Consider the following 19944-nt stretch of genomic DNA (forward strand, 5'->3'; position numbering starts at 1 on the left):
AGCAGCGGACGCGAACCACCGGCTAGGGTCCGGGGGTGCACTCGGTGCCGCACGGACCGACCGATCTGGCCTCGCTCGGCGCCGACGTGCTGGTCACGAGTGCCTACAAGTGGTCCGGGCCGCACCTGGCGGCGATGGTGGCCGACCCGGCCCGCTGGGCGGCATTGCGGCCGGCGAAGCTGGTGCCGTCGTCCGACGCGGTGCCGGACCGGTTCGAGTACGGCACGCCGAGCTTTCCGCTGCTGGCCGGTGTGACCGCCGCCGTGGACCACCTGGCCGGGCTGGACCCGGACGCGGTCGGGGACCGGCGGGCGCGCCTGCGGGCCGGGCTGGCCGCCGCCCAGGCGCACGAGGAGGCGCTGCTGCGGCGGTTGCTCGCCGGGCTGGCGGAGCGGCCCTACGTCACCGTCTACGGTTCACCGGCCCGCCGCTGCCCGACGGTCTCGTTCCGGGTCGCCGGGATGTCGCCGGCGGCCACCCAGGAGGCGTTGGGCGCCGCCGGGTTCTGCCTCTCGGCCGGCGACTACTACGCCTACGAGTACTTTCAGCTGATGGGGCTGCGCGACAGCGGCGGCGCGGTGCGGGCCAGCATCTACCACTACAACACGGCCGACGAGGTGGACCGGTTGCTCGCCGAACTGGACGCGGTCGCCGACCGGCGAGGGAGAATGGCCCGGTGAGCACCCTGGTCGAGGACAACCCCGCGAAGCACCGCTTCGAGATCCTGGTCGACGACGCGTTGGCCGGCTTCACCGCGTACGTGCCCCGGGGGGAGGTGCTGGTCTTCACCCACACCGAGGTGGACCCGGCCTTCCAGGGCAAGGGCGTGGCCAGCGCGTTGATCCGGGGCACCCTGGACGAGATCCGGGCCCGTGGTGGCCGGCTGGTTCCGCAGTGCCCGTTCGTGTCCGCGTTCATCGACAAGCACCCCGAGTACGCCGACCTGGTCGCCGAGCAGCCGTAGCGCGCGCAGGGCGCTCAGCGCGTTCGCGGGGCGGTCAGCGCACCCGGCCGGTGAGCGCCTCGGCGGCTGCCCACCCGCTGGCCCGGGTGGCGCCGTGGGTCGCCACGTGCACCGCCCCGGTGACCAGCTCGGGCACGCCCAGCTCGACGACGACGGCGTCCGGGCGGGCAGCGACGGCCCGCCGCACGGCGGCACGCATCCAGTCGTGCCGGTGCAGGTCGCGGACGACCAGCACCAGTGGACGGTCGCCCGCGGCGGCGCCCGGGTCGGCCGGCACGTCCGGCTCGGCGTAGCGGACCGTGCTGGTGCCGGGCAGCAGCTCGCCCAGCGGCTCCCCGAGGCCCCATGGCGTCTCCGCGCCGATGGCGATGTTGCGGGGCGGCTCGAACTCGACCACGTACGCCGGGCGGGTCAGCGGCAGCACGGTCTCCGGCCGCGCGGTGGTGACCCGCACGGCGCGGCGGGCGGCGACGAGCCCGACGTCGGTGGCGTCGCGCGCCGTCGACCGGGCGGTACGGGTGGCCACCGTCCAGGCGGCGAGCTGACCGACCCGCTTGGCGGCCTCGGCGAGGCGTTCCTCGGGCAGTTCACCGGAGATCACGGCGGCCACGATGGCGTCGCGCAGCTCGCGGGCGTCCTGCTCGCCGGCGCGTTCGCCGCCGATGCAGATCGCGTCGGCCCCGGCGGCGAGGGCACGGACCGCCGCCTGCGCGAAGCCGTACCGGTCGGCGACGGCACGCATCTCCACCGCGTCGGTCACCACCACGCCGGAGAAGCCCAACTCGTCGCGGAGCAGGCCGCCCAGGATGCGCTGGCTCAGCGTGGCCGGCAGGTGCGGATCCAGGGCGGGGACCAGCAGGTGGCCGGTCATCACCGCCTGCACCCCGGCGGCCACGGCGGCCCGGAACGGGGCCAGTTCGCAGGCGTCGAGCCGGTCCCGGTCGGCGGTGATCCGGGGCAGGTCGTGGTGGGAGTCGACCCGGGTGTCGCCGTGGCCGGGGAAGTGCTTGGCGCAGGCGGCCACGCCGCCGGCCTGGAGTCCGCGTACCCAGGCGGCGGTGTGCCGGGCGACCAGGTCCGGGTCGGCCCCGAAGGAGCGGACGCCGATCACCGGGTTCGCCGGGTTGGAGTTGACGTCGGCGTCCGGGGCGTAGTCGAGGGTGACCCCGGCGGCGGCCAGTTCGGCGCCGAGATCACGGGCGACCGCCTCGGTCAGCGCCGGATCGTCGACCGCCCCGAGGGCGAAGTTGCCGGGTCGGGAGCTGCCCCGGCCGGATTCGATCCGGGTGACGTCACCGGCCTCCTCGTCGATCGCCACGATGACGTCCGGGCGTTCGGCGCGCAGCGTCGCCGTGAGGGTCGCCACCTGCTCGGTGTCGACGACGTTGCGGGCGAAGAGGACCACCGAGCCGAGCCCCTCGCCGAGCCAGCGACACACCCACGGCGGCGGGGTGGTGCCGACGAATCCGGGTTGCAGGACGGCGGCGGCGAGCGCCGGAAGGTGCCCGACGGGCGCGGTCACGCGTTCTCCTCGCGGTGCTGGGCGTCGGTTCCCGGCGTCGGCGCGTTCACGCCGACCCGCTGGTTGCGCTCGCTCATGCGGCCCCCGTACCCCATCTCTCGCGCGCCTGGGGCGCACCGCCCGGGCAGGCGGTGCTGCCATGGTCACACCGAGCGATTGAATAGTCAATAAACCTTACAGTTGCCCGACGGCCCGGTCCCGGGGAGAGTTCGGGGATGGATCCCGCCCTGCTGGCCGACGCCACGAGCCCGGCCGACATCCCCGGCGTACGCCTGCTCGGCCTGGTGGTCGGCGCCCTGCTGCTGCTCGCCGCGATCCGGGCCATGTTCGGCCGCCGCTGACACCGGCTCCGGCACCGGCAACCGGTGTGACCGACGGCGGCCGGGGTACCGCAGTCCCCATCAGCAGGTACGCGCCGAAGGGGACCTCATGAAGATCGGTTACTTTCTGTCCAGTGAGGAGTACACGCCCGCCGAGCTGCTGGAGCAGGCGCGCGGTGCGGAACAGGCCGGCTTCGAGGCGCTGTGGATCTCCGACCACTACCACCCGTGGGTGGACGCCCAGGGTCAGAGCCCGTTCGTCTGGTCGATGATCGGCGCGCTCAGCCAGGTCTGTTCGCTGCCGGTGACCACCGCGGTGACCTGCCCGACGGTGCGCATCCATCCGGCGGTGATCGCGCAGGCGACGGCGACCAGCGCGGTGCTGCACGGCGGGCGGTTCGTGCTCGGCGTCGGCACCGGCGAGGCCCTCAACGAGCACATCTTCGGCGACGCGTGGCCGCAGGCCGACGTCCGGCTGGAGATGCTCGAAGAGGCCGTCGAGGTGATGCGCGAGCTGTGGCGCGGTGACTTCGTCAACCACCACGGCAAGCACTACACCGTGGAGAACGCCCGGATCTACACGCTGCCGGACACTCCCCCGTCGGTCTACGTCTCCGGTTTCGGCCCGAAGGCCGTCGACCTGGCCGCCCGCATCGGCGACGGCTACGTGAGCACGATGCCGGACGCCGAACTGGTCCGCCGTTTCCGGGAGAACGGCGGCGGCGACAAGCCGTGCCAGGCCGGCTTCAAGGCGGCGTACGCGGACAGCGAGGACGAGGGCATGCGGATCGCGTACGAGCGGTGGCCCAACGCCGGGGTGCCGGGTGAGCTGTCCCAGGTGCTCCCCTCGCCGCGACACTTCGAGCAGGCCGCCGAGTTGGTCAAGCCGGAGATGATGAAGGAGGCGTTCGTGTGCGGCAACAGCGCCGACGCGCACCTGGAGATGATCGACCAGCACGCCAAGGCCGGCTTCGACGAGGTGTACGTGGCCAACACCGGCCCGCACTACCAGGGCCTCTTCGACCTGTACCAGCGTGAGGTCCTGCCCCGCCTGCGCTGACCCGCCGACCCGACGAGCCCATGATCGTCCGAACGCGTTTCGGCGGTCATGGGCTCGGGTACCTCCGGCCCTCGATGAAACTGTCCACGCACTCGATGTCGTTGCGCCGCGCGGCGCGCAGCCTGTTCGGCTGGAACGCGCTGCGGCCCAACCAACTCGCCGCCATGCGCGCCGTCATGAAGCGACGCGACGCCCTGGTGGTGCTGCCCACCGGTGCCGGCAAGTCGGCGATCTACCAGATCCCGGCGAGCCTGATCCCCGGCCCCACCGTGGTGATCTCCCCGCTGCTGGCCCTGCAACAGGACCAGATCGCGGCCCTCAACGAGCGCCAACGCCCCGAGTTGCGGGCGGTGCGGATCAGCTCGAACGAGTCACCCACCCAGCAGGCCCAGGCGATCACCGAGATCCGCGAGGGTCGGGCGGAGTTCCTGTTCATCACCCCGGAGCAGCTGAGCAACCCCGACCGGATGGCCGAGGTCGCCGCGCTGAAGCCGGCGCTGGTGGCGATCGACGAGGCGCACTGCATCTCGGCGTGGGGGCACGACTTCCGCCCCGACTACCTGGCGCTCGGGCACCTCATCGAGGGCATCGGCCGCCCGCCCGTGGTCGCGCTGACCGCCACCGCCTCCCCGCCGGTACGCGACGACATCATCGCTCGGCTGCGGCTGCGCAAGCCGGAGGTGGTGGTGTCCGGACTGGACCGGCCCAACCTCTTCCTCGAGGTGGCGCACTGCCCCACCGAGGACTACCGGTGGCGGCGTCTGGTCGCGTTGCTGCGCGACGACGAGCGGCCGGGGATCATCTACGTGCCGACCCGCCGCGCCGCCGAGGAGCTGGCCACCCGGCTGACCGACGCCGGCTTCCCGGCGCAGTTCTACCACGGCGGGATGGCGGCCGGGGCGCGCGCCGAACTGCACGAGGCGTTCCTCGCCGACCAGGTGCCGATCATGGTGGCGACCTCGGCGTTCGGCATGGGCATCGACAAGCCGAACATCGCCTGGGTGGTGCACATGGCGCTGCCCGACTCGCCGGACAGCTACTTCCAGGAGATCGGCCGGGCCGGGCGCGACGGACAGCCCGCGCGGGTGCTGTTGCTGTGGCAGGCCGAGGACGTGGGCCTGCAACGCTTCTTCAGCGGCGGCCTGCCCGACGAGACCGAACTGCGTGACCTCGCCGCGCTGCTGCGCCGCAAGCCGGCCACCAAGACCGAGCTGCGCGAGGCCACCGGCCTCGGGCCGCGCAAGCTGGGCCAGTACCTCTCCCTGCTGGAGCAGGTCGGTGCCGCCGAACCGCGGGCCCGGCAGCGCATCGGCGCGCCCCGCTACTCGCCCACCCCGACCGACGCCGCCGCCGCCGCGCTGGCCGAGGCGGAACGGCAGCAGACGGTGACCCGTTCCCGGACCGACATGATGCGGGCCTTCGCCGAGACCAACGCCTGCCGGGGGCAGACCCTGCTGGCCTACTTCGGCGAGCAGATGACCAAGGTCTGCGCGCACTGCGACAACTGCCACAACGGCACCAGCGTCGCCGACCAGGGGGCGGTCGGTCCGTTCCCGGTGCACAGCCAGGTGCGCCACCCGGAGTGGGGCAACGGCATGGTGCTCTCGTACGAGGACGACAAGATGACGGTTCTCTTCGATGAGGTCGGGTACAAGACGTTGTCGGTGCGCGTGGTGTCCGAACAGGGCCTGTTGACGCTGGACTAGCCTGACCCGGGCACCGATTGACCACACCAAGCAGGGCGGAAGGGGCGTTGCCGTGATCGAGCAACCGGCGTACACCGGTTTTGGTTTCTCCGACGGGGAGTGGGGGCTGCTCGCCGGCCTGCCGCAGTCGGTGCTGACCGCGGCGAGCGCCGCCGAGTCCGACGGCACCCGCCGGACCATGGCGGAGAACGCGGCCGGGTTGGAGACCATCGCGGCCGGACGGGAGTCGGCCAGCCCGCTGGTCGCCGCCGTGGCCGGCGAGATCGTGACCCGGGTCGGCGACCCCGAGACCGGCGAGGAACTGCCGGTCATCGCGCCCGCCGACCCGCGGGCGTACATCGACGACGTGTTGCTGCGGGCCGGTGAGGCCGCCGCGCTGCTGGCGGCCCGGGTCGACGAGGGCGAGGCCGGCGCGTACAAGCACTGGCTGGTCACCATCGCTGAGCAGGTGGTGGGTGCCGCCTCCAGCGGTGGCCTGCTCGGCCTCGGCGGTGAGGCGGTCAGCGACTCCGAGCGGCGCTTCCGCGACCGCCTCGCGCACGTGCTCAACGACTGACCGACGGCATCGGCGTACCGGCCGGTCCGGTCGGCTCCGCGACCACCACCGCGGGGTCGGCCGGACGGACGCCGCGCAGCGCCATCAGCGCGGTCACCGCCCCCAGCAGCATCGCCACCATGGCGGCGTACGCGGCGAGGTGCAGCCCGTCGGTGAACGCGTACCGGGCGGCGTGCAGCACCGCGTCGCCGAGTTCCGCCGGCAGCCCCTTCGCCACGGCGAGGGCGCCGCCCAACGTCTCCTGGGCCGCGTCGCGGGCGTCCACCGGCAGGTCGGCGGGCAGGCCGTCGACGACCTCGCGGTGGTAGACCGCCGCGCCCACGCTGCCCAGGATCGCCATCCCGAGCGCGCCGCCCAGCTCGCTGCTGGACTCGGTCAGCGCGGAGGCGACACCGGCCTGCTCCGGCGGTGCCGCGCCGAGCACCAGCTCGGTGACGAGCGACATCACCATGACCAGGCCGCCCGCGTAGACGCTGGCACCGGCCAGCAGGAGCCACAGCGGCGAGTCCGGCGTGACCCGGGTCAGCGTCAGGAAACCGAGCACGGCGATCCCGAAGCCCGCGCCGATCAGGTACGCCCGCTCGACGCGCTGGGCGAGCGCGGCCGCGGCCGGGGCGACGCCGCCCACCGCGAGCGACGGGACGAGGCTCCACAGTGCCGCCCGCAGAGGGCTCATCCCGAGCACCAGCTGGAGGTGCTGGGTGGTGAAGATGGCGAAGCCGACCAGCACGAACATCGCCAGCAGGTTGACCGCGAGCGATCCGGCGAAGCCGCGGCGGCGGAACAGCGCCAGGTCGATCATCGGGTACGCCCGGGTGCGCTGGCGGTGCAGGAACAGCGCTCCGATCAGCACGCCGGCGACGACGGCCAGCACCCGGGCCACGTCGACGCCGTCGCGGGCCATCTCCTTGATGCCGTAGATCACCGGCAGCAGCGCGCCGAGCGACAGCACCGCGCTCACCAGGTCGAACCGCCCGGCGGCCGGGTTGCGGAACTCGGGCACCAGGACCGGGGCGAGCAGGAGCAGCATCAGCATCGCCGGGATGTTGATCAGGAAGATGGAACCCCACCAGAAATGCTCCAGCAGGACGCCGCTGAGCACCGGGCCGATCGCGATGCCGCCGGTGAGCGTGGCGGTCCAGATGCCGATCGCGGTGCCGCGTTGCCGCGCGTCGTGGAACATGTTGCGCACCAGGGCGAGGGTGGAGGGCATCAGGGTGGCCCCGCCGATGCCGAGCACGGCGCGCGCGGCGATCAGCGTCGCGGCGCTGTCGGCGTACGCGGCCAGCAGGGACGCCGCGCCGAACGCGGTGGCGCCGAGCAGCAGCAGCCGGCGCCGGCCGATCCGGTCGCCCAGCGCGCCCATCGTGATCAGCAGCCCGGCCAGCACGAAGCCGTAGATGTCGAAGATCCAGAGCTGTTGGGTGGCGCTGGGGCGCAGCTCCTCGCTGATGAAGGGGACGGCGAAGTAGAGCACCGACACGTCCATCGAGACCAGGAGCAACGGCAGCATCAGCACCGTGAACCCGATCCACTCCCGTCGGCCCGCCCGCGGTACCGGTGTGATCGTCGTCGTCATGATCAGATCCTTTCTGCGTAGGGCGTACGCTGTGATGCGTAGACCATACGCAGAACTAAGATGGCGAGGTAAGGAGGAAAAGTGGCGGCGAAGACGGACGACAGCGGCCCGGTGATCCCACCGGCCATCGAGAGCGCCTGGGGGCTGCGCGAGCGCCCACCCAAGGGGCCCCGGCCGGGGCTCACCGTGCCCGGCATCGTGGACGCCGCCGTCCGGGTGGCCGACGCCGACGGGCTGAGCGCCGTCTCGATGAGCCGGGTGGCGAAGGAGCTGGGCGCCGCCACCATGGCCCTCTACCGCTACGTCGGCTCGAAGGACGAGCTGCTCCTGCTCATGGTCGACACGGGCTACGGGCCACCGCCCGGGCCACCCTCCCCCGGCGACGGCTGGCGGGCCGGGCTGACCCGCTGGGCCCGGGCCGAACACGACGTGCTGCGGCACCGGACCTGGCTGCTGCACGTGCCGATCACCGGCCCACCGATCACCCCGCAGCAGCTCGGCTGGCTGGAGGACGGGCTGCGCTGCCTCGACGACACCGGGCTGGCCGAGGCCGAGAAGATGTCGGTGATCCTGCTGATCACCGGCTACGTCCGCAACGAGGCCACGCTCACCGCCCAGATCGCCGAGGGCAGCCGGGCCGCCGGCATCGACCCCGGCGAGCTGATGCCCGCGTACGGCCGCACCGTGGCCCGGCTCATCGACCCGGCCCGGTACCCGGCGCTGCACCGGGTGCTGACCTCCGGCGTCCTCAACCAGGACGACGACCCGGACGACGAGTTCACCTTCGGCCTCGACCGGATCCTCGACGGCATCGAGACACTCGTTCGTCGACGGGCGTCGTAAGGAGTCGGATGCTGCACCACAACGCCATCGACACCACCGTCCTGCCGCCGGGCGAGCGGTTCGGCATGTGGCTGGACCTGGTCGCGCGCACCTCGGCGCCGCTGCGGATCCAGTCCGCGCACGCCGACGACTTCGCCGCCCGGGCCGACTTCTTCGACCTCGGCCCGATCCAGCTGGTCGGATACCAGTACCCGTCGCTGGACGCCACCCGCACCCGCAAGCTGGTCCGCCAGTCGGACCCGGAGCTGTACGTGCTGGCCCTCACCACCGGCGGCATCGGCACGTCCAGTCAGGACGGTCGCCGCAGCGAGATCCTGAGCGGGGAGTTCACCTTCTACGACGCCTCCCGGCCGCACGACGTCTGCCATCACGCGACCGAGCCCGAGCGAACCCAGGCGACCTCGATCATCACGCTGATCCCGCACGCCGCGCTGCCGCTGCCACCACAGCGGATGGCCACGCTCTACGGGGGCCGCATGTCCGGCACCGAGGGCATCGGGGCGCTGCTGGCGCAGTTCCTGCTCCGGGTCGCCGGGCATCCCGAGCAGTATCATGCCGCCGACGCCGGTCGCCTCGGCGCGGTGGGACTGGACCTGGCCACCACCATGCTCGGCCGACACCTGGTCGCCGAGGACGCGGTGCCGACCGAGGTACGACGTCGTGCGCTGGTCACCCAGGTGCAGGCGTACGTGCACCGACACATTGGCGACCCGACGCTCACCCCGCAGGTCGTCGCGGACGCCCACCACATCTCGCTGCGTTCGCTGCACCGGTTGTTCGAGGCCGAGGAGACCACGGTGGCGTCGTACATCCGCGACACGCGGCTGGCCGGGTGCCGGCGCGACCTCAGCGAGGCGGCCCTGCGAGCCCAGCCCGTGCAGGCCATCGCCGCACGGTGGGGGTTTGCCGACAAGGCCCACTTCAGCCGGGTGTTCCGGGCCGCGTACGGCACCAGCCCCCAGGCGTACCGGGAATCCACCTCGGATCCGGCACGGATCGTCAACCGCCCGGCGTCCACGGTCAACTCCCGGCGGGCAGACTGACACCAACGCGACCGACCACCGCCCGCACAGCGGGCCCGTGCGAGGCCGCCAACGGGGGCCGTGGCGAGGCGCCCGCCGCCAGCGGCGGCGGGCGGCCGCCCGGTGCCAGCCTCGACCGGCCGAGACCCCGGTCCCGTCAGTCTCCCCCCCCAGGATCGTTGGCGGGGCCGGTCAGGCTTTCTCCAGCAACGCCAGCACGATCCGCTCGGCCTCCTCGCGCGGCGCCCCCGGCTCGACCGGCACCACCACCCCGTCGTGGTAGAGGTCGACGACCCGCGGGTCCACGTACGACGTCCGGGCCACCGTGGGGGTGTTGCCCAGCAGGTCGGCGACCTCGCGCATCACGGCCGCCACGGCCCTACGACGCGCGGTCACCGAGCGGGCCAGACCGACGGTCGCCAACTCGGTCGCGGCGAGCACGGTGGCGTGCCAGGTGCGGAAGTCCTTGGCGGTCATCTCCCCGCCGCTGGCATCGCGCAGGTAGCCGTTGACCTCGTCGCTGCGCACGTCACGCCACTCCCGGCCGTCCCAGTAGCCGAACAACCGGTCCGCCTGCCGTCGGCGACGCCGCAGATTGACCAGCACCCGGCACAGCTCCGGGTCCTCGATGCGGCGCACCTGCTCGATGCCGCCCTTGGCGGGGAACACGAAGACCACACAACCGCCCCGCGACCGGGCGTGCTCGGGACGCAGGGTGGACACCCCGAACGTCGGGTCGTCGCCGGCCGCGTACTGGTCGCTGCCGACCCGGAACATCCCCATGTCCAGCAGCCGGGCCACCGTGGCCAGCACCCGGTCCCGACCGAGTCCCCGGCCGTCCAGGTCCCGCCCCACCCGCTCCCGCAGCGCCGGCAGCCGCCGGGCCACCTCCAGCAAGCGGTCGAACTTCGCCTCGTCCTGCTTCTCCCGCCACAGTGGGTGGTAGACGTACTGCTTGCGCCCGGCCGCGTCGATGCCGGTCGCCTGGATGTGCCCGTTCGGGTACGGCGAGATCCAGACGTTCTGCCAGGCCGGCGGGATGACCAGCTCGCGCAGCCGGGCCAGGACGTCGGCGTCGCGGACCGGCGCGCCGCTCGGGTCGAGAAAGAGCCAACCCCTGCCGCGCCGGCGACGCCCGTATCCCGGCCGGCCCGGATCACTACGCCGCAATCGCACCGGAGACCCGCACCACCCGTTCCACCTCAGCCACGGCCGCCAGCACCTCGTCAAGGTGCAGAGCGGCCAACGTCGGATGGCTTCCTACCCCGTCCCACCTGGGCCAATCCCCCTCGCCGGCCCAGAGCACCCGATGCCGGGGACGGTCCGGCGGCGGCCCCCAACGCGCCGGCGGCACCGGCCCGAACAGCACCACCGACGCGGTGCCGTACGCGGTGGCGAGGTGCGCCACGCCGGTGTCCCCGCTGACCACCAGCCGGGCGTCGGCTACCAGCGCGGCGAGCGCGCCGAGGTCGGTCCGGCCGGCCAGCACCGCGCCGGAGGGCAGTCCGGCGTCGTCGGCCACCCGCACGGCCAGAGCCCGTTCGTCGGCCGACCCGGTGAGCAGTACCCGGTGCCCCTGGTCGGTGAGCGCACGGGCCAGCGCCGCGAACCGCTCGGCCGGCCACCGCTTCGCCGGGATCTTGCTGCCCGGATGGAGCAGCGTGGCGCCGGTGGGCAGGCCCCTCGGCGCGGGCCGGCGCAGGCCGAGGTCGGCGCGGTCGGCCGGGATGTCGTACCAGGACAGCAGCCGGCACCACCGGTCCACCTCGTGCTCCTGCTCGACCCAGCGGGGGCCGTCGGAGAAGCCGGCGTCGCCGCTGGCGAAGGCGAGCAGCCGGGCGGGTCGGGTGGCGGCCAGCAGCCGGTGTGACCGTGGGCCGCGCCCGTGCAGGTTGACGGCGACCCGCGGCGCCGACCCGACCCGGACCGGCCGGTCCAACCCCGACGTGTCCACCAGCCGGTCGACGCCGCCGACCAGGTCGACCAGCGGGGCCAGCCAGGCCGGCGCGGCCAGCGCCAACTCCCGACCGGGGTACGCGGCCCGCAGCGCCCGCACCGCGGGCACGGCGGTGACCAGGTCACCGACGCCGAGCGCGCGCAGGACCAGGATCACGGGTACGAGGTCTCCTGCTCGGCGCAGACCACCAGTTCACGAACCGCGCAGCCGGCCGGCTGGCTGAGCGCGAACATGATCGCGGCCGCGGTGTCGGCCGGGTCGTTGAGGATGGCGTCCGGCCCCGGCTTGTACGCCGGGTCGCGCTCGTCGAAGAACGCGGTCCGCATCCCGCCGGGAATGAGCAGGGTCACGCCCACCTGGCCGGCGAGTTCGGCGGCGAGGGCGCGGGTGAAGCCGACAACGCCGAACTTCGCCGCGCAGTACGCGGTGGCGTCGCTGACCGCCTTGACACCCAGGGTGGAGGCGACCGTGACGACCCGCCCCCGGGAGATGAGCAGGAACGGCAGCGCGGCCCGGATCACGGCGGCGGTCGCGAGCAGGTCGACGGTCACGATCCGTTCCCAGGTCTCCCCCGGCACGTCGGCGAGCCGCCCCGGCACGTCCATGCCGGCGGCCGTGACCACCGCGTCCAGGCCCCCGGCCTGCTCGGCGAGGTGCCGGGTGGCGACCTCGGCGGCCCGGGTGTCGGCCAGGTCGCACTCGGTCCAGGACACCCCGTCGGCCGGCGGCTGCCGGTCCAGCACGAGCGGCCGGCCACCGGACGCGGCCACCGCGGCGACCACCGCCGCGCCGAGCCCGCTGGAGCCGCCGGTGACCAGGACGCTCGGACCGGTGCCGGTCATCGGACCCCCTCCCGCGTCGGCGTCGGCGCGACGGAACGGGCGATCATGTCGGTGGTCGACCGACCGTCCAGGTAGGGCACCACCACGGTGTTCCCGCCCCACCGGCGCAGGACCTCCGCCTCGGGCAGGCTCGTGGTGTCCCCGCCGCCGGTGGCGTAGTCCCCGCCCTTGACCCAGATGTCCGGCCGCAGCCAGGACAACGCCGCCTCGGGGGTCGGCTCGTCGAAGATCATGACCGCGTCCACGCAGCTCAGCGCGGCGAGCAGGCGAGCGCGGTCACCCTCGGACATCACCGGCCGGTCCGGCCCCTTCAACCCGGCCACACTGGCGTCGGAGTTGAGGCAGACGATCAGGCAGTCACCGAGCTGCCGGGCGGCCTGCAGGGTGGCCACGTGGCCGGCGTGCAGGAGGTCGAAGCAACCGCCGGTCGCCACCACCGTGCCGCCCGCGGCGCGTACCTCGGCGAGCAGCGCGGCGACCGGGGCGATGCCGACCCGGTCACCGCCGGGGCCGGCCAGACCGGCGCGTACCGGTTCGCGGCGCGTCCCCACCGGCGGCGGCAGGGCCGCGGCCACTCCCCCGCCGGCCACGTACGCGGACGCCTCGGCGACCGCCACCTGCACCGCCTCGGAGACCAGCGCGCCCTGGGCCAGCGCGAGGCTGGCGGCCGCCGCGAACCGGTCGCCGGCGCCGCAGGTGTCCCCCTCGGCGCTGCCCGGCGTGGGCACCACCAGCGGCGTCGACCCGGCGTGGCAGAGCAGCGCGCCGTCCCCGCCCAGGGTCACCGCGACCGCCCCGGCCCGCCAGCGTCGGCGCAGTCCCTGTGCGCCCCGGGACGCGGCGGCCAGCCGGGACGTCCCGGGCAGCGCCGGGACCAGTTCCCGCACCTCGGACTCGTTCGGGGTGGCCAGGTGCACGCCGGGCACCGCGGCCGGGCCGCGCGGGTGCGGATCCCACACCACCGGTGCGCGGGTGGCGGCCAACGCGTCGCGCAGCGCCGGCTGCCGGGCCACTCCCCGGCCGTAGTCGCTGACCAGCACCGCCGACGCCGCGCCGATCACCCGCAACACCTCGTCGGAGGGCTGGCCCGGTTCGCCGGGCACACCGCCCCGGTCGTGGCGCAGCAGCACCCGGCCCCGGGCCCGCAGCCGGATCTTCTCCGGAGTCGCCCCGGACAGCGGCAGCGGGTACACCAGCACACCCGCGGCGGCGAGCAACGCGCTCAGCCGGGCACCGCCGGCGTCGTCGGCGAGCGCGGTCACCAGCACCACCTCGGCGCCCTGCGCGGCGGCGAAGACGGCCGCCAGGCCGGCGCCACCGGGCCGGTCGGTGGCCGCCGTCTCGTCCAGCACCGGCACCGGTGAATCCGGGCAGAGCCGGTTCACCACCCCTTCCACGTCCCGGTCGAGCAGGGTGTCCCCGACCACCACCACGGGTCCCCTCACGCTGTCCTCCTCGTCCTCACGCGTCGACCTGCTGTCCGGTCCCGCCGTCGAGCACCACCTCGACCCCGGTCCGGACCGGGGACGGCGTGACGGCGGCAGCCGGCGCGGGCAGTTCCTGTTCGAGGTACTCGCAGATCAGGTGACTCGTGACGAGGTGCAACTCCTGGACGACCTGGGTGTCGGCCGACGGCACGGCGAGCACCTCGTCGCACGCGTCGGCCAGCGCGTTGGGGGCCGGTCCGGTGAGCGCCCACGTGGTGAGGCCGGCGTCGCGGCCGGCCAGCGCGGCGGCGAGCAGGTTCTCGCTGGCGCCGCTGGTGCTCAGCAGGAGCAGCACGTCACCCGGCCGTCCGTGGGCACGGACCTGCCGGGCGTAGACGTCGGTGTAGCCGTAGTCGTTGGCGATGGCGGTGACCGCGCTCGTCTCGGCGTGCAGGGCGATTGCCGAGAACGGCTGCCGGTCGTCGTGCAGCTTGCCGACCAACTCGGCGGTGAGGTGCTGGGCCTCGGCGGCGCTGCCACCGTTGCCGGCGACCAGCAGCCGGCCGCCGGCCGCCAGGCGGTGGGCCAGCTCGGCACCCCAGCGCGCCACCAGCGGCTCACATTGCCGGTACGGCACCAGCGCCGCGGCGAGGTTCGTCAGGTGGGTGTCGAGCAGGCTGCCCGCCGGCATCAGGCCACCACCCGGGTGGGCCGGCGCACCGCGGCCACCTCGCCGTAGACCTCCGCCAGCCGCTCCGCGGTCGCCGCCCACGAGTACCGCGACCGGGCCCGCTCCCGCGCCGCCGTGGCGTACGCGAAGCGCCGGATCCGGTCGTCGAGCAGCCCCTGGATGGCGGCGGCCAGCGCCCGCGGATCCCGCGCCGGCACGAGGTCGCCGGTCGTCCCGTCGACCACGGTGTCCCGGATGCCACCCACGGCGGTGCCGACGACCGGCACCCCGCAGGCCATCGCCTCCAGCGGGGTCAGACCGAACGGCTCGTACCAGGGGGCGGCGACGAGCAGGTCCGCCGAGCGGTACCAGCGGCCCATCTCCTCCCGGGGCACCGCGCCGACCAGGTGCACCCGGTCGGCCACCCCGCACGACTCGGCCAGGGCCCGCAGCCGCCGGGCGTACGGGTCGGTCTCCAGCAGCCCCTCGGGCGGGCCGCCGACCACCACACACTCGGCGTCACCGACCAGCGCCATCGCGCGGACCACCGTCTGGAAGCCCTTGCGCTCGACCAGCCGACCCACGGTCAGGATCCGGGCCCGGCCGGGCTCCCGGTCGGCGGCCGGCCCGAGCGGGGCGAACGTGGAGAGGTTGACGCCGGAGGGCACGACCGTCATCCGGGACCGGGGAACCCCCATCCGGACCAGCTCACCCACCTCGTCGCGGCACTGCGCGACCACCTTGTCCACCGAGCGGCCCAACTCCCGCTCGTAGGCGATCCGCCGGGCCGGGCTGGTGTCCTGCACGCCCTGGTAGCGGCGCTTCACGGTGCCCAACGCGTGGTACGTCTGCACCACCGGCACCCCGGTCTGCCGGCCGGCGGTCAACGCGGCGAGGCCACTCATCCAGAAGTGCGCGTGGATGACCTCGGGCGTCCAGTCGCCGCCACGCCACCGCTCGACCAGCCACCGGCTGAACTCCCGCATATGCGGCAGCAGCGCGTCCTTCGCCACCGGCTCGGCCGGGCCGGCCGGTACGTGCACCACGTCGTACCCGTCCGGGCTGCGGACCGTCACCGGCAGGTCGAGCGCGTCGCGGCGGGTGTAGACCCGCACCTCGTGCCCGGCGGCGGCGAGCGCGGCGGACAGCTCCGCGACGTGCGTGTTCTGGCCGCCGGCGTCCTCCCCTCCGAGGATGGCGAGCGGGCTGGCGTGCTCCGAGATCATCGCGATCCGCATACTTCCTCCTCCAGCAGCCGGTCCCAGTCAGCGAGGAAACGGTCGAGGCCGTATCTGTCCCGTACGGCGGTCCGTGCCGCCACGCCGGCCTGACGCGCGGCCTCCGGTTCGGCGATGAACCGGCGGGCGGCGGCGAGCAGGGTGTCGGTCCGGGTGGCCAGCGCCCCCGCCTCCGGGGGGACGGCCGTCACCGCCTCGGTGGTGGCGAGCGCGACGACCGGCATGCCGATCGCCATCGCCTCGATGAGGCTGAGCCCCAGCGAGGTCCAGCGGCACAGGTGCAGGTACGCGCGCCGACGCGCCAGCTCGGCGTGCATCCGGTCCTGGGGTACGTCGTCGTGGCTGGTGAGCCGGTCGGCGGGCAGGCCGAGGTGGTCGGCGAGGCCGGCGACGCCCATGCCGAACACGTCCAGCGGCGCGATCTCGGCGAAGCGGGGCAGCAGGTCCGTGCCGGTGACCCGGCCCCGCCGGACCGGCTCGTTGATCACCACGGCGAGCCGGTCCAGCTCACCGGTGTAGGACACGGCGGGAGCGACGATGCCGTGGTCGACGACGGTGGTGCGGGTGGTGCCGGTGTCCCAGAAGATCTGGTTGAACCCGGTGACGTGGGCGATGAGCAGGTCGTCGCGGTCGGCCATCGGGTGGCGGGTGTTCGGCACGTCGCCCTTCGGCGTGTTGTGCTCGACGTAGATGGCGGGCACGTCGCGGCCCGGACGGCGGCCCAGCCACCGCGCGGCGAGGTCGATCTCCTCGGGCCGTTGCAGGATGACCAGGTCGATGTCGGTGGTGGGCAACTCCTCGGGGGTGACCTCGACGGCGCTGTCCGGCCAGGGGTAGGTGCGGGCCCGACCGAGGCCGTCGGGACCGCGATCGGGTGTGGTGGGGATCAGGTAGCGGTGCCGGCCGTGCACGAACGACGTGGTCCACGAGCCGTGCACGTGCCAGAGAAGGACGTTCATCGGCCGCCACCACCGGGGACGGCGAGCACCCGCAGCGCCTCGACCACCTCGGCCGGCTGGACGCCGCTCAGGCACGGATGCCCGGGGACCGGGCAGCTGGCGGCCCGGGTGTCGCGGCAGAGCGCGGCGGCGTCACCGAGCCGCACCGTGGGCACCCGGTACGGCCCCCACTGTCCGAACGGGACGGTCGGCGCGAAGAGGCTCACCACCGGCACCCCGGCGGCGGCGGCCAGGTGCGCGGGCCCGGTGTTGCCGACCACCACCGCACCGGCGTCCGCCACGATCGCGGCCAGCCCGGCCAGGTCGGTCCGGCCACCCAGGTCGGTGCCGCCCGCCGCCGCGACCCGGGCGGTGACCGCACGCTCGTCGGGGCCACCGGTGACCAGCACCCGGTGCCCGGCGGCGGACAGCGCACCGGCGATCCGGGTCGCCAGCTCGGGCGGGCAGGCCCGGCTCGACGCGGCCGAGCCGGGGTGCAGCACCACGTACCCGGGGTCACCGAGATCCGCCGGGCGCGGCGGCACGGCGTCCGACCGGAGCCGGAGAACGGGTTCGTCGCCGTCGGGCAACCGGTGGCCGGCGGCGGCGGCGAGGGAGAGCGCGCGTTCGGGTTCGGGGACGCCCACCGGCACCCGGTGCCGAATGTCCAGCAGGGAGCCCGGATAGTCGTCGCTGATCGCCGCGATCCGGCCGATCCCGGCCATCCGCAGCAGCAACGCCAGCGGCAACGCCGACTGGTGAAACGAGGTGAACACCACCGCCTGGTCCGCGCCGACGGCGGCGAGGCGCGCGGTCAGGCCACGCACGGCGGCCGGGTCGACCGGCGCCGGAGTCGGGTCGATCCACGGCAGCGGATGCTCGATGATCTCGTCGACGCCGGGCAGCAGCTCGGCGGCGGCCCGTCCGCGCGGGCCGCACAACAGCACCACCCGCTGCGCGCCGGCCGCGACAGCGCGGATCGCCGGGCCGGTGACCAGCACGTCCCCGGCCGAGTCCGAACGCACCACCAGCGCCGTCCCCACCCGCTGATCGACCGGCGCGGGCCGTACCGCCTGCTGGCGGCGCAGGATCTCCTGGACCGCCGAGGGCAGATCAGTGGCCACCCATCCGGCGGCGGCGATCTCCTCCGGCCGGGTCACCGGCGTGGGCACCAGCACTCCCGCCGCACCGGCGGCCAGAGCGGCGGCGACGTCCCGGCCGATGTCGCCGATCATGACGCACCGCGACGCGCTCGTGCCCAGCTTCCGGGCGGCGGCGTGCACCAGGCCGGGAGCCGGTTTGCGGCAGTCGCACCCGTCGGCGTCGTCGTGCGGGCACACCAGCCACGCGTCGAAGCGGCCCAGCAGCTCCTCGACGCGGGCGTGCACCGCCCGCATCTGCTCGTCACTGAAGTAGCCGCGGGCCAGGCCCGACTGGTTGGTCACCACCGCCAGGCGCAGGCCGGCCGCCCGCAACCGGTCCAGCGCCGCCCGCGCGCCCGGCACCGGCCGCACCTTCTCCGGGTCACCGTTGTACGGCACGTCCTCGATCAGGGTGCCGTCCCGGTCGAGCAGCACCGCGTCGTACAGGGCCCCCCGAGGATGCCCGGACAAGGCCCGGTCAGCACCGGCGTACACCCGGGCTGACCTGCGCTGATCCGGATCCTCCTGGTCCTGTCGCACAGCCGGCGGGTTCCCTGCGCCCCGAGGAGTAAACGTCGGCGCCGGCGCGGTGGGCCAGCACCGCCAGCGGTGCCCCGGATCGGCCTTACCCGCCACTCCGAAGAAGCTAACCCGCGGGTCGTTAGGCCCCAGCATGGCGCGGGTATGTGAGCCCAGTGGCGATTGTGGAGAAAGTGATCGACGCTCCCCCGCAGCAGGTCTTCGCCGTCCTGGCCGACGGGTGGACGTACAGCGACTGGGTGGTGGGCACCGCGCACGTGCGGGACGTCGACGACGCGTGGCCGCGGGTGGGCAGTCAGCTGCACCACCGGGCCGGCCCGTGGCCGTTCTCGTTGCAGGACGCCTCGACCGTGCTGGTCTGCGAACCGCCACACCGGCTCGTGCTGCGGGCCGGTCTGTGGCCGGCCGGCGAGGCCGTCGTGGCCTTCACCCTGGAACCGGTCGGCGACGGCGCCACCCGGGTCCGGCTCGGGGAGGACTTTGCCGCCGGCCCGCTGCGCTGGGTGCGCAACAAGGTCAACGACCTGGTGCTGCACATGCGCAACAGGGAGACCCTCGAACGGCTCTCCGACATCGCCAAGCGGCAGAAGGGGTGACCGTGGCGCAGACCGTGGTGGTGACCGGCGCGAGCGCCGGCGTGGGCCGGGCGGTGGCGCACGCGTACGCGGCCCGGGGCGCCCGGTTGGCCCTGCTGGCCCGGGGCGAGGCGGGCCTGGCCGCCGCCGAGCGGGACTGTCGGCTGCGCGGCGCCGCCGACGTGCGCGTCTACCGGGTCGACGTGGCGGACGCCGGCGCGGTGCAGCAGGCCGCCGACGACGTGGTGCACCGGTGGGGTGGCATCGACGTGTGGATCAACAACGCGATGGTGTCGGTGTTCGCACCGGCGTGGGAGATCCCGGCACGCGAGTTCCGCCGGGTCACCGAGGTCACCTACCTGGGCACCGTGCATGGCACCCTGGCCGCGCTGCGACACATGCGCGCGCACGGGCGGGGTGCGATCGTGCAGGTGGGCTCCGCGCTGGCCTACCGGGGCATCCCGCTCCAGTCGGCCTACTGCGCGAGCAAGCACGCCGTTCAGGGGTTCAACGACTCGCTGCGGGCCGAACTGCTGCACGACTGCCCGGGGGTGAAGCTGTCGATGGTGCAGCTGCCCGCGGTGAACACGCCGCAGTTCTCCTGGGTCCGTACCCGGCTGCCTCGGCATCCGCAGCCGGTGCCGCCGATCTTCGCACCGGAGCTGGCGGCCCGTGCGATCGTCTGGGCCGCCGACCACGGCACCCGGGAGCTCAACGTCGGCGGCCCGACCTTGCGGGCCCGACTCGGCGACATCCTGATCCCCGGCCTGCTCGACCGGAAGCTGGCCCGCGACGGGTTCGACAGCCAGCAGACCGGCGAGAAGATCGACCTCACCGCCTGGCGAGACAACCTCGACCACCCCGGCGACGAGGACCGGGACCGGGGTGCGGCAGGCGTGTTCGCGGACCGGGCGCGGGACCGCTCGGCAGCGTTGTGGGTCGGCACCCACAAGCCGGCGCTGTCCGGTCTCGCGCTCGCCGGTGTGGCGGTGGCCCTGACCGCCGTGGCCCGGCGTCTGCGCTGACCCGACCCGGGTGCGGGC

At 74.2% G+C, this 19944-nt stretch carries 19 protein-coding genes and 1 pseudogene; 10 read left to right on the forward strand and 10 right to left on the reverse strand.

Annotation, left to right across the window (positions count from 1 at the left end):
* Positions 1-32: 32 nt before the first annotated feature.
* A pseudogene (locus tag O7620_RS12945) lies at positions 33-680 on the forward strand (aminotransferase class V-fold PLP-dependent enzyme); the annotation flags it as partial.
* The gene (locus tag O7620_RS12950) at positions 677-964 is read left to right on the forward strand and encodes a GNAT family N-acetyltransferase (protein WP_278123209.1); all 288 of its coding nucleotides are present in this window, start codon (positions 677-679) and stop codon (positions 962-964) included. The pseudogene O7620_RS12945 and the gene O7620_RS12950, both read left to right, overlap by 4 nt.
* 34 nt (positions 965-998) lie before the next feature.
* On the opposite strand, the gene O7620_RS12955 is transcribed toward O7620_RS12950, so the two are convergent.
* Positions 999-2486: a glycoside hydrolase family 3 N-terminal domain-containing protein gene (locus O7620_RS12955; RefSeq protein ID WP_278123210.1), complete on the reverse strand. Its 1488-nt coding sequence runs from the start codon at positions 2484-2486 to the stop codon at positions 999-1001.
* 215 nt (positions 2487-2701) lie between these two features.
* On the opposite strand from O7620_RS12955, the gene O7620_RS12960 reads away from it, so the two are divergent.
* The 4 genes from O7620_RS12960 to O7620_RS12975 all read left to right on the forward strand — a co-directional run bounded on the left by O7620_RS12960 (position 2702) and on the right by O7620_RS12975 (position 6128).
* The gene (locus O7620_RS12960; RefSeq protein ID WP_255421242.1) at positions 2702-2827 is read left to right on the forward strand and encodes a hypothetical protein; all 126 of its coding nucleotides are present in this window, start codon (positions 2702-2704) and stop codon (positions 2825-2827) included.
* Between the two features lie 88 nt (positions 2828-2915).
* Positions 2916-3866: a TIGR03557 family F420-dependent LLM class oxidoreductase gene (locus O7620_RS12965; RefSeq protein WP_278123211.1), complete on the forward strand. Its 951-nt coding sequence runs from the start codon at positions 2916-2918 to the stop codon at positions 3864-3866.
* Between the two features lie 74 nt (positions 3867-3940).
* Positions 3941-5572, forward strand: a complete 1632-nt coding sequence (locus O7620_RS12970) for a RecQ family ATP-dependent DNA helicase (RefSeq protein ID WP_151490910.1) — start codon at positions 3941-3943, stop codon at positions 5570-5572.
* 52 nt (positions 5573-5624) lie between these two features.
* Positions 5625-6128 (forward strand): hypothetical protein, encoded by a 504-nt coding sequence (locus O7620_RS12975; RefSeq protein ID WP_151490911.1) that lies wholly within the window; start codon positions 5625-5627, stop codon positions 6126-6128.
* Here the strand turns inward: O7620_RS12975 and O7620_RS12980 are convergent.
* Positions 6118-7707: an MFS transporter gene (locus O7620_RS12980; RefSeq protein WP_278123212.1), complete on the reverse strand. Its 1590-nt coding sequence runs from the start codon at positions 7705-7707 to the stop codon at positions 6118-6120. The genes O7620_RS12975 and O7620_RS12980 overlap by 11 nt on opposite strands.
* Before the next feature lie 81 nt (positions 7708-7788).
* Between O7620_RS12980 and O7620_RS12985 the strand changes: the two genes are divergently transcribed.
* Complete coding sequence (locus O7620_RS12985) at positions 7789-8550, forward strand: TetR/AcrR family transcriptional regulator (RefSeq protein WP_278123213.1); 762 nt, start codon at positions 7789-7791, stop codon at positions 8548-8550.
* An 8-nt stretch (positions 8551-8558) separates the two neighbouring features.
* On the forward strand, positions 8559-9593 hold the full coding sequence (locus O7620_RS12990) for a helix-turn-helix domain-containing protein (RefSeq protein ID WP_278123214.1): 1035 nt from the start codon (positions 8559-8561) through the stop codon (positions 9591-9593).
* 171 nt (positions 9594-9764) lie between these two features.
* Here O7620_RS12990 and O7620_RS12995 read toward each other — a convergent pair whose 3' ends face one another.
* Genes O7620_RS12995 through O7620_RS13030 form a run of 8 tightly spaced genes read right to left on the reverse strand, consistent with a single transcriptional unit; the run spans position 9765 to position 18221 of the window.
* Complete coding sequence (locus tag O7620_RS12995; RefSeq protein ID WP_278123215.1) at positions 9765-10748, reverse strand: DNA topoisomerase IB; 984 nt, start codon at positions 10746-10748, stop codon at positions 9765-9767.
* Entirely contained in the window at positions 10732-11685 is a 954-nt protein-coding gene (locus O7620_RS13000) for a glycosyltransferase family 9 protein (RefSeq protein ID WP_278123216.1), read from the reverse strand. The genes O7620_RS12995 and O7620_RS13000 overlap by 17 nt, the downstream gene beginning before the upstream one ends.
* Positions 11682-12371, reverse strand: coding sequence for an SDR family oxidoreductase (locus O7620_RS13005; protein ID WP_151490917.1), 690 nt, complete (start codon positions 12369-12371; stop codon positions 11682-11684). Before O7620_RS13005 ends, O7620_RS13000 begins: the two co-directional genes overlap by 4 nt.
* Positions 12368-13816, reverse strand: a complete 1449-nt coding sequence (locus O7620_RS13010) for a PfkB family carbohydrate kinase (RefSeq protein ID WP_278123217.1) — start codon at positions 13814-13816, stop codon at positions 12368-12370. The genes O7620_RS13005 and O7620_RS13010 overlap by 4 nt, the downstream gene beginning before the upstream one ends.
* Positions 13817-13832: 16 nt before the next feature.
* The gene (locus O7620_RS13015; RefSeq protein ID WP_151490926.1) at positions 13833-14492 is read right to left on the reverse strand and encodes an SIS domain-containing protein; all 660 of its coding nucleotides are present in this window, start codon (positions 14490-14492) and stop codon (positions 13833-13835) included.
* Positions 14489-15706 (reverse strand): glycosyltransferase, encoded by a 1218-nt coding sequence (locus O7620_RS13020; protein WP_151490919.1) that lies wholly within the window; start codon positions 15704-15706, stop codon positions 14489-14491. Before O7620_RS13020 ends, O7620_RS13015 begins: the two co-directional genes overlap by 4 nt.
* Positions 15691-16665, reverse strand: coding sequence for a glycosyltransferase (locus O7620_RS13025; protein WP_278123218.1), 975 nt, complete (start codon positions 16663-16665; stop codon positions 15691-15693). The genes O7620_RS13020 and O7620_RS13025 overlap by 16 nt, the downstream gene beginning before the upstream one ends.
* Positions 16662-18221 carry an HAD-IIIA family hydrolase gene (locus tag O7620_RS13030; protein ID WP_278126987.1) on the reverse strand — a complete coding sequence of 520 codons (1560 nt, stop codon included), beginning with the start codon at positions 18219-18221 and terminating at the stop codon, positions 16662-16664. Before O7620_RS13030 ends, O7620_RS13025 begins: the two co-directional genes overlap by 4 nt.
* Positions 18222-18481: 260 nt before the next feature.
* Between O7620_RS13030 and O7620_RS13035 the strand changes: the two genes are divergently transcribed.
* Positions 18482-18922: an SRPBCC family protein gene (locus tag O7620_RS13035; RefSeq protein WP_151490922.1), complete on the forward strand. Its 441-nt coding sequence runs from the start codon at positions 18482-18484 to the stop codon at positions 18920-18922.
* Positions 18923-18924: 2 nt separating this feature from the next.
* Complete coding sequence (locus O7620_RS13040; RefSeq protein ID WP_278123219.1) at positions 18925-19926, forward strand: SDR family oxidoreductase; 1002 nt, start codon at positions 18925-18927, stop codon at positions 19924-19926.
* Positions 19927-19944: the final 18 nt, after the last annotated feature.

This window comes from Micromonospora sp. WMMD710 (assembly GCF_029626045.1).
Classification (GTDB): Bacteria; Actinomycetota; Actinomycetes; order Mycobacteriales; family Micromonosporaceae; genus Micromonospora.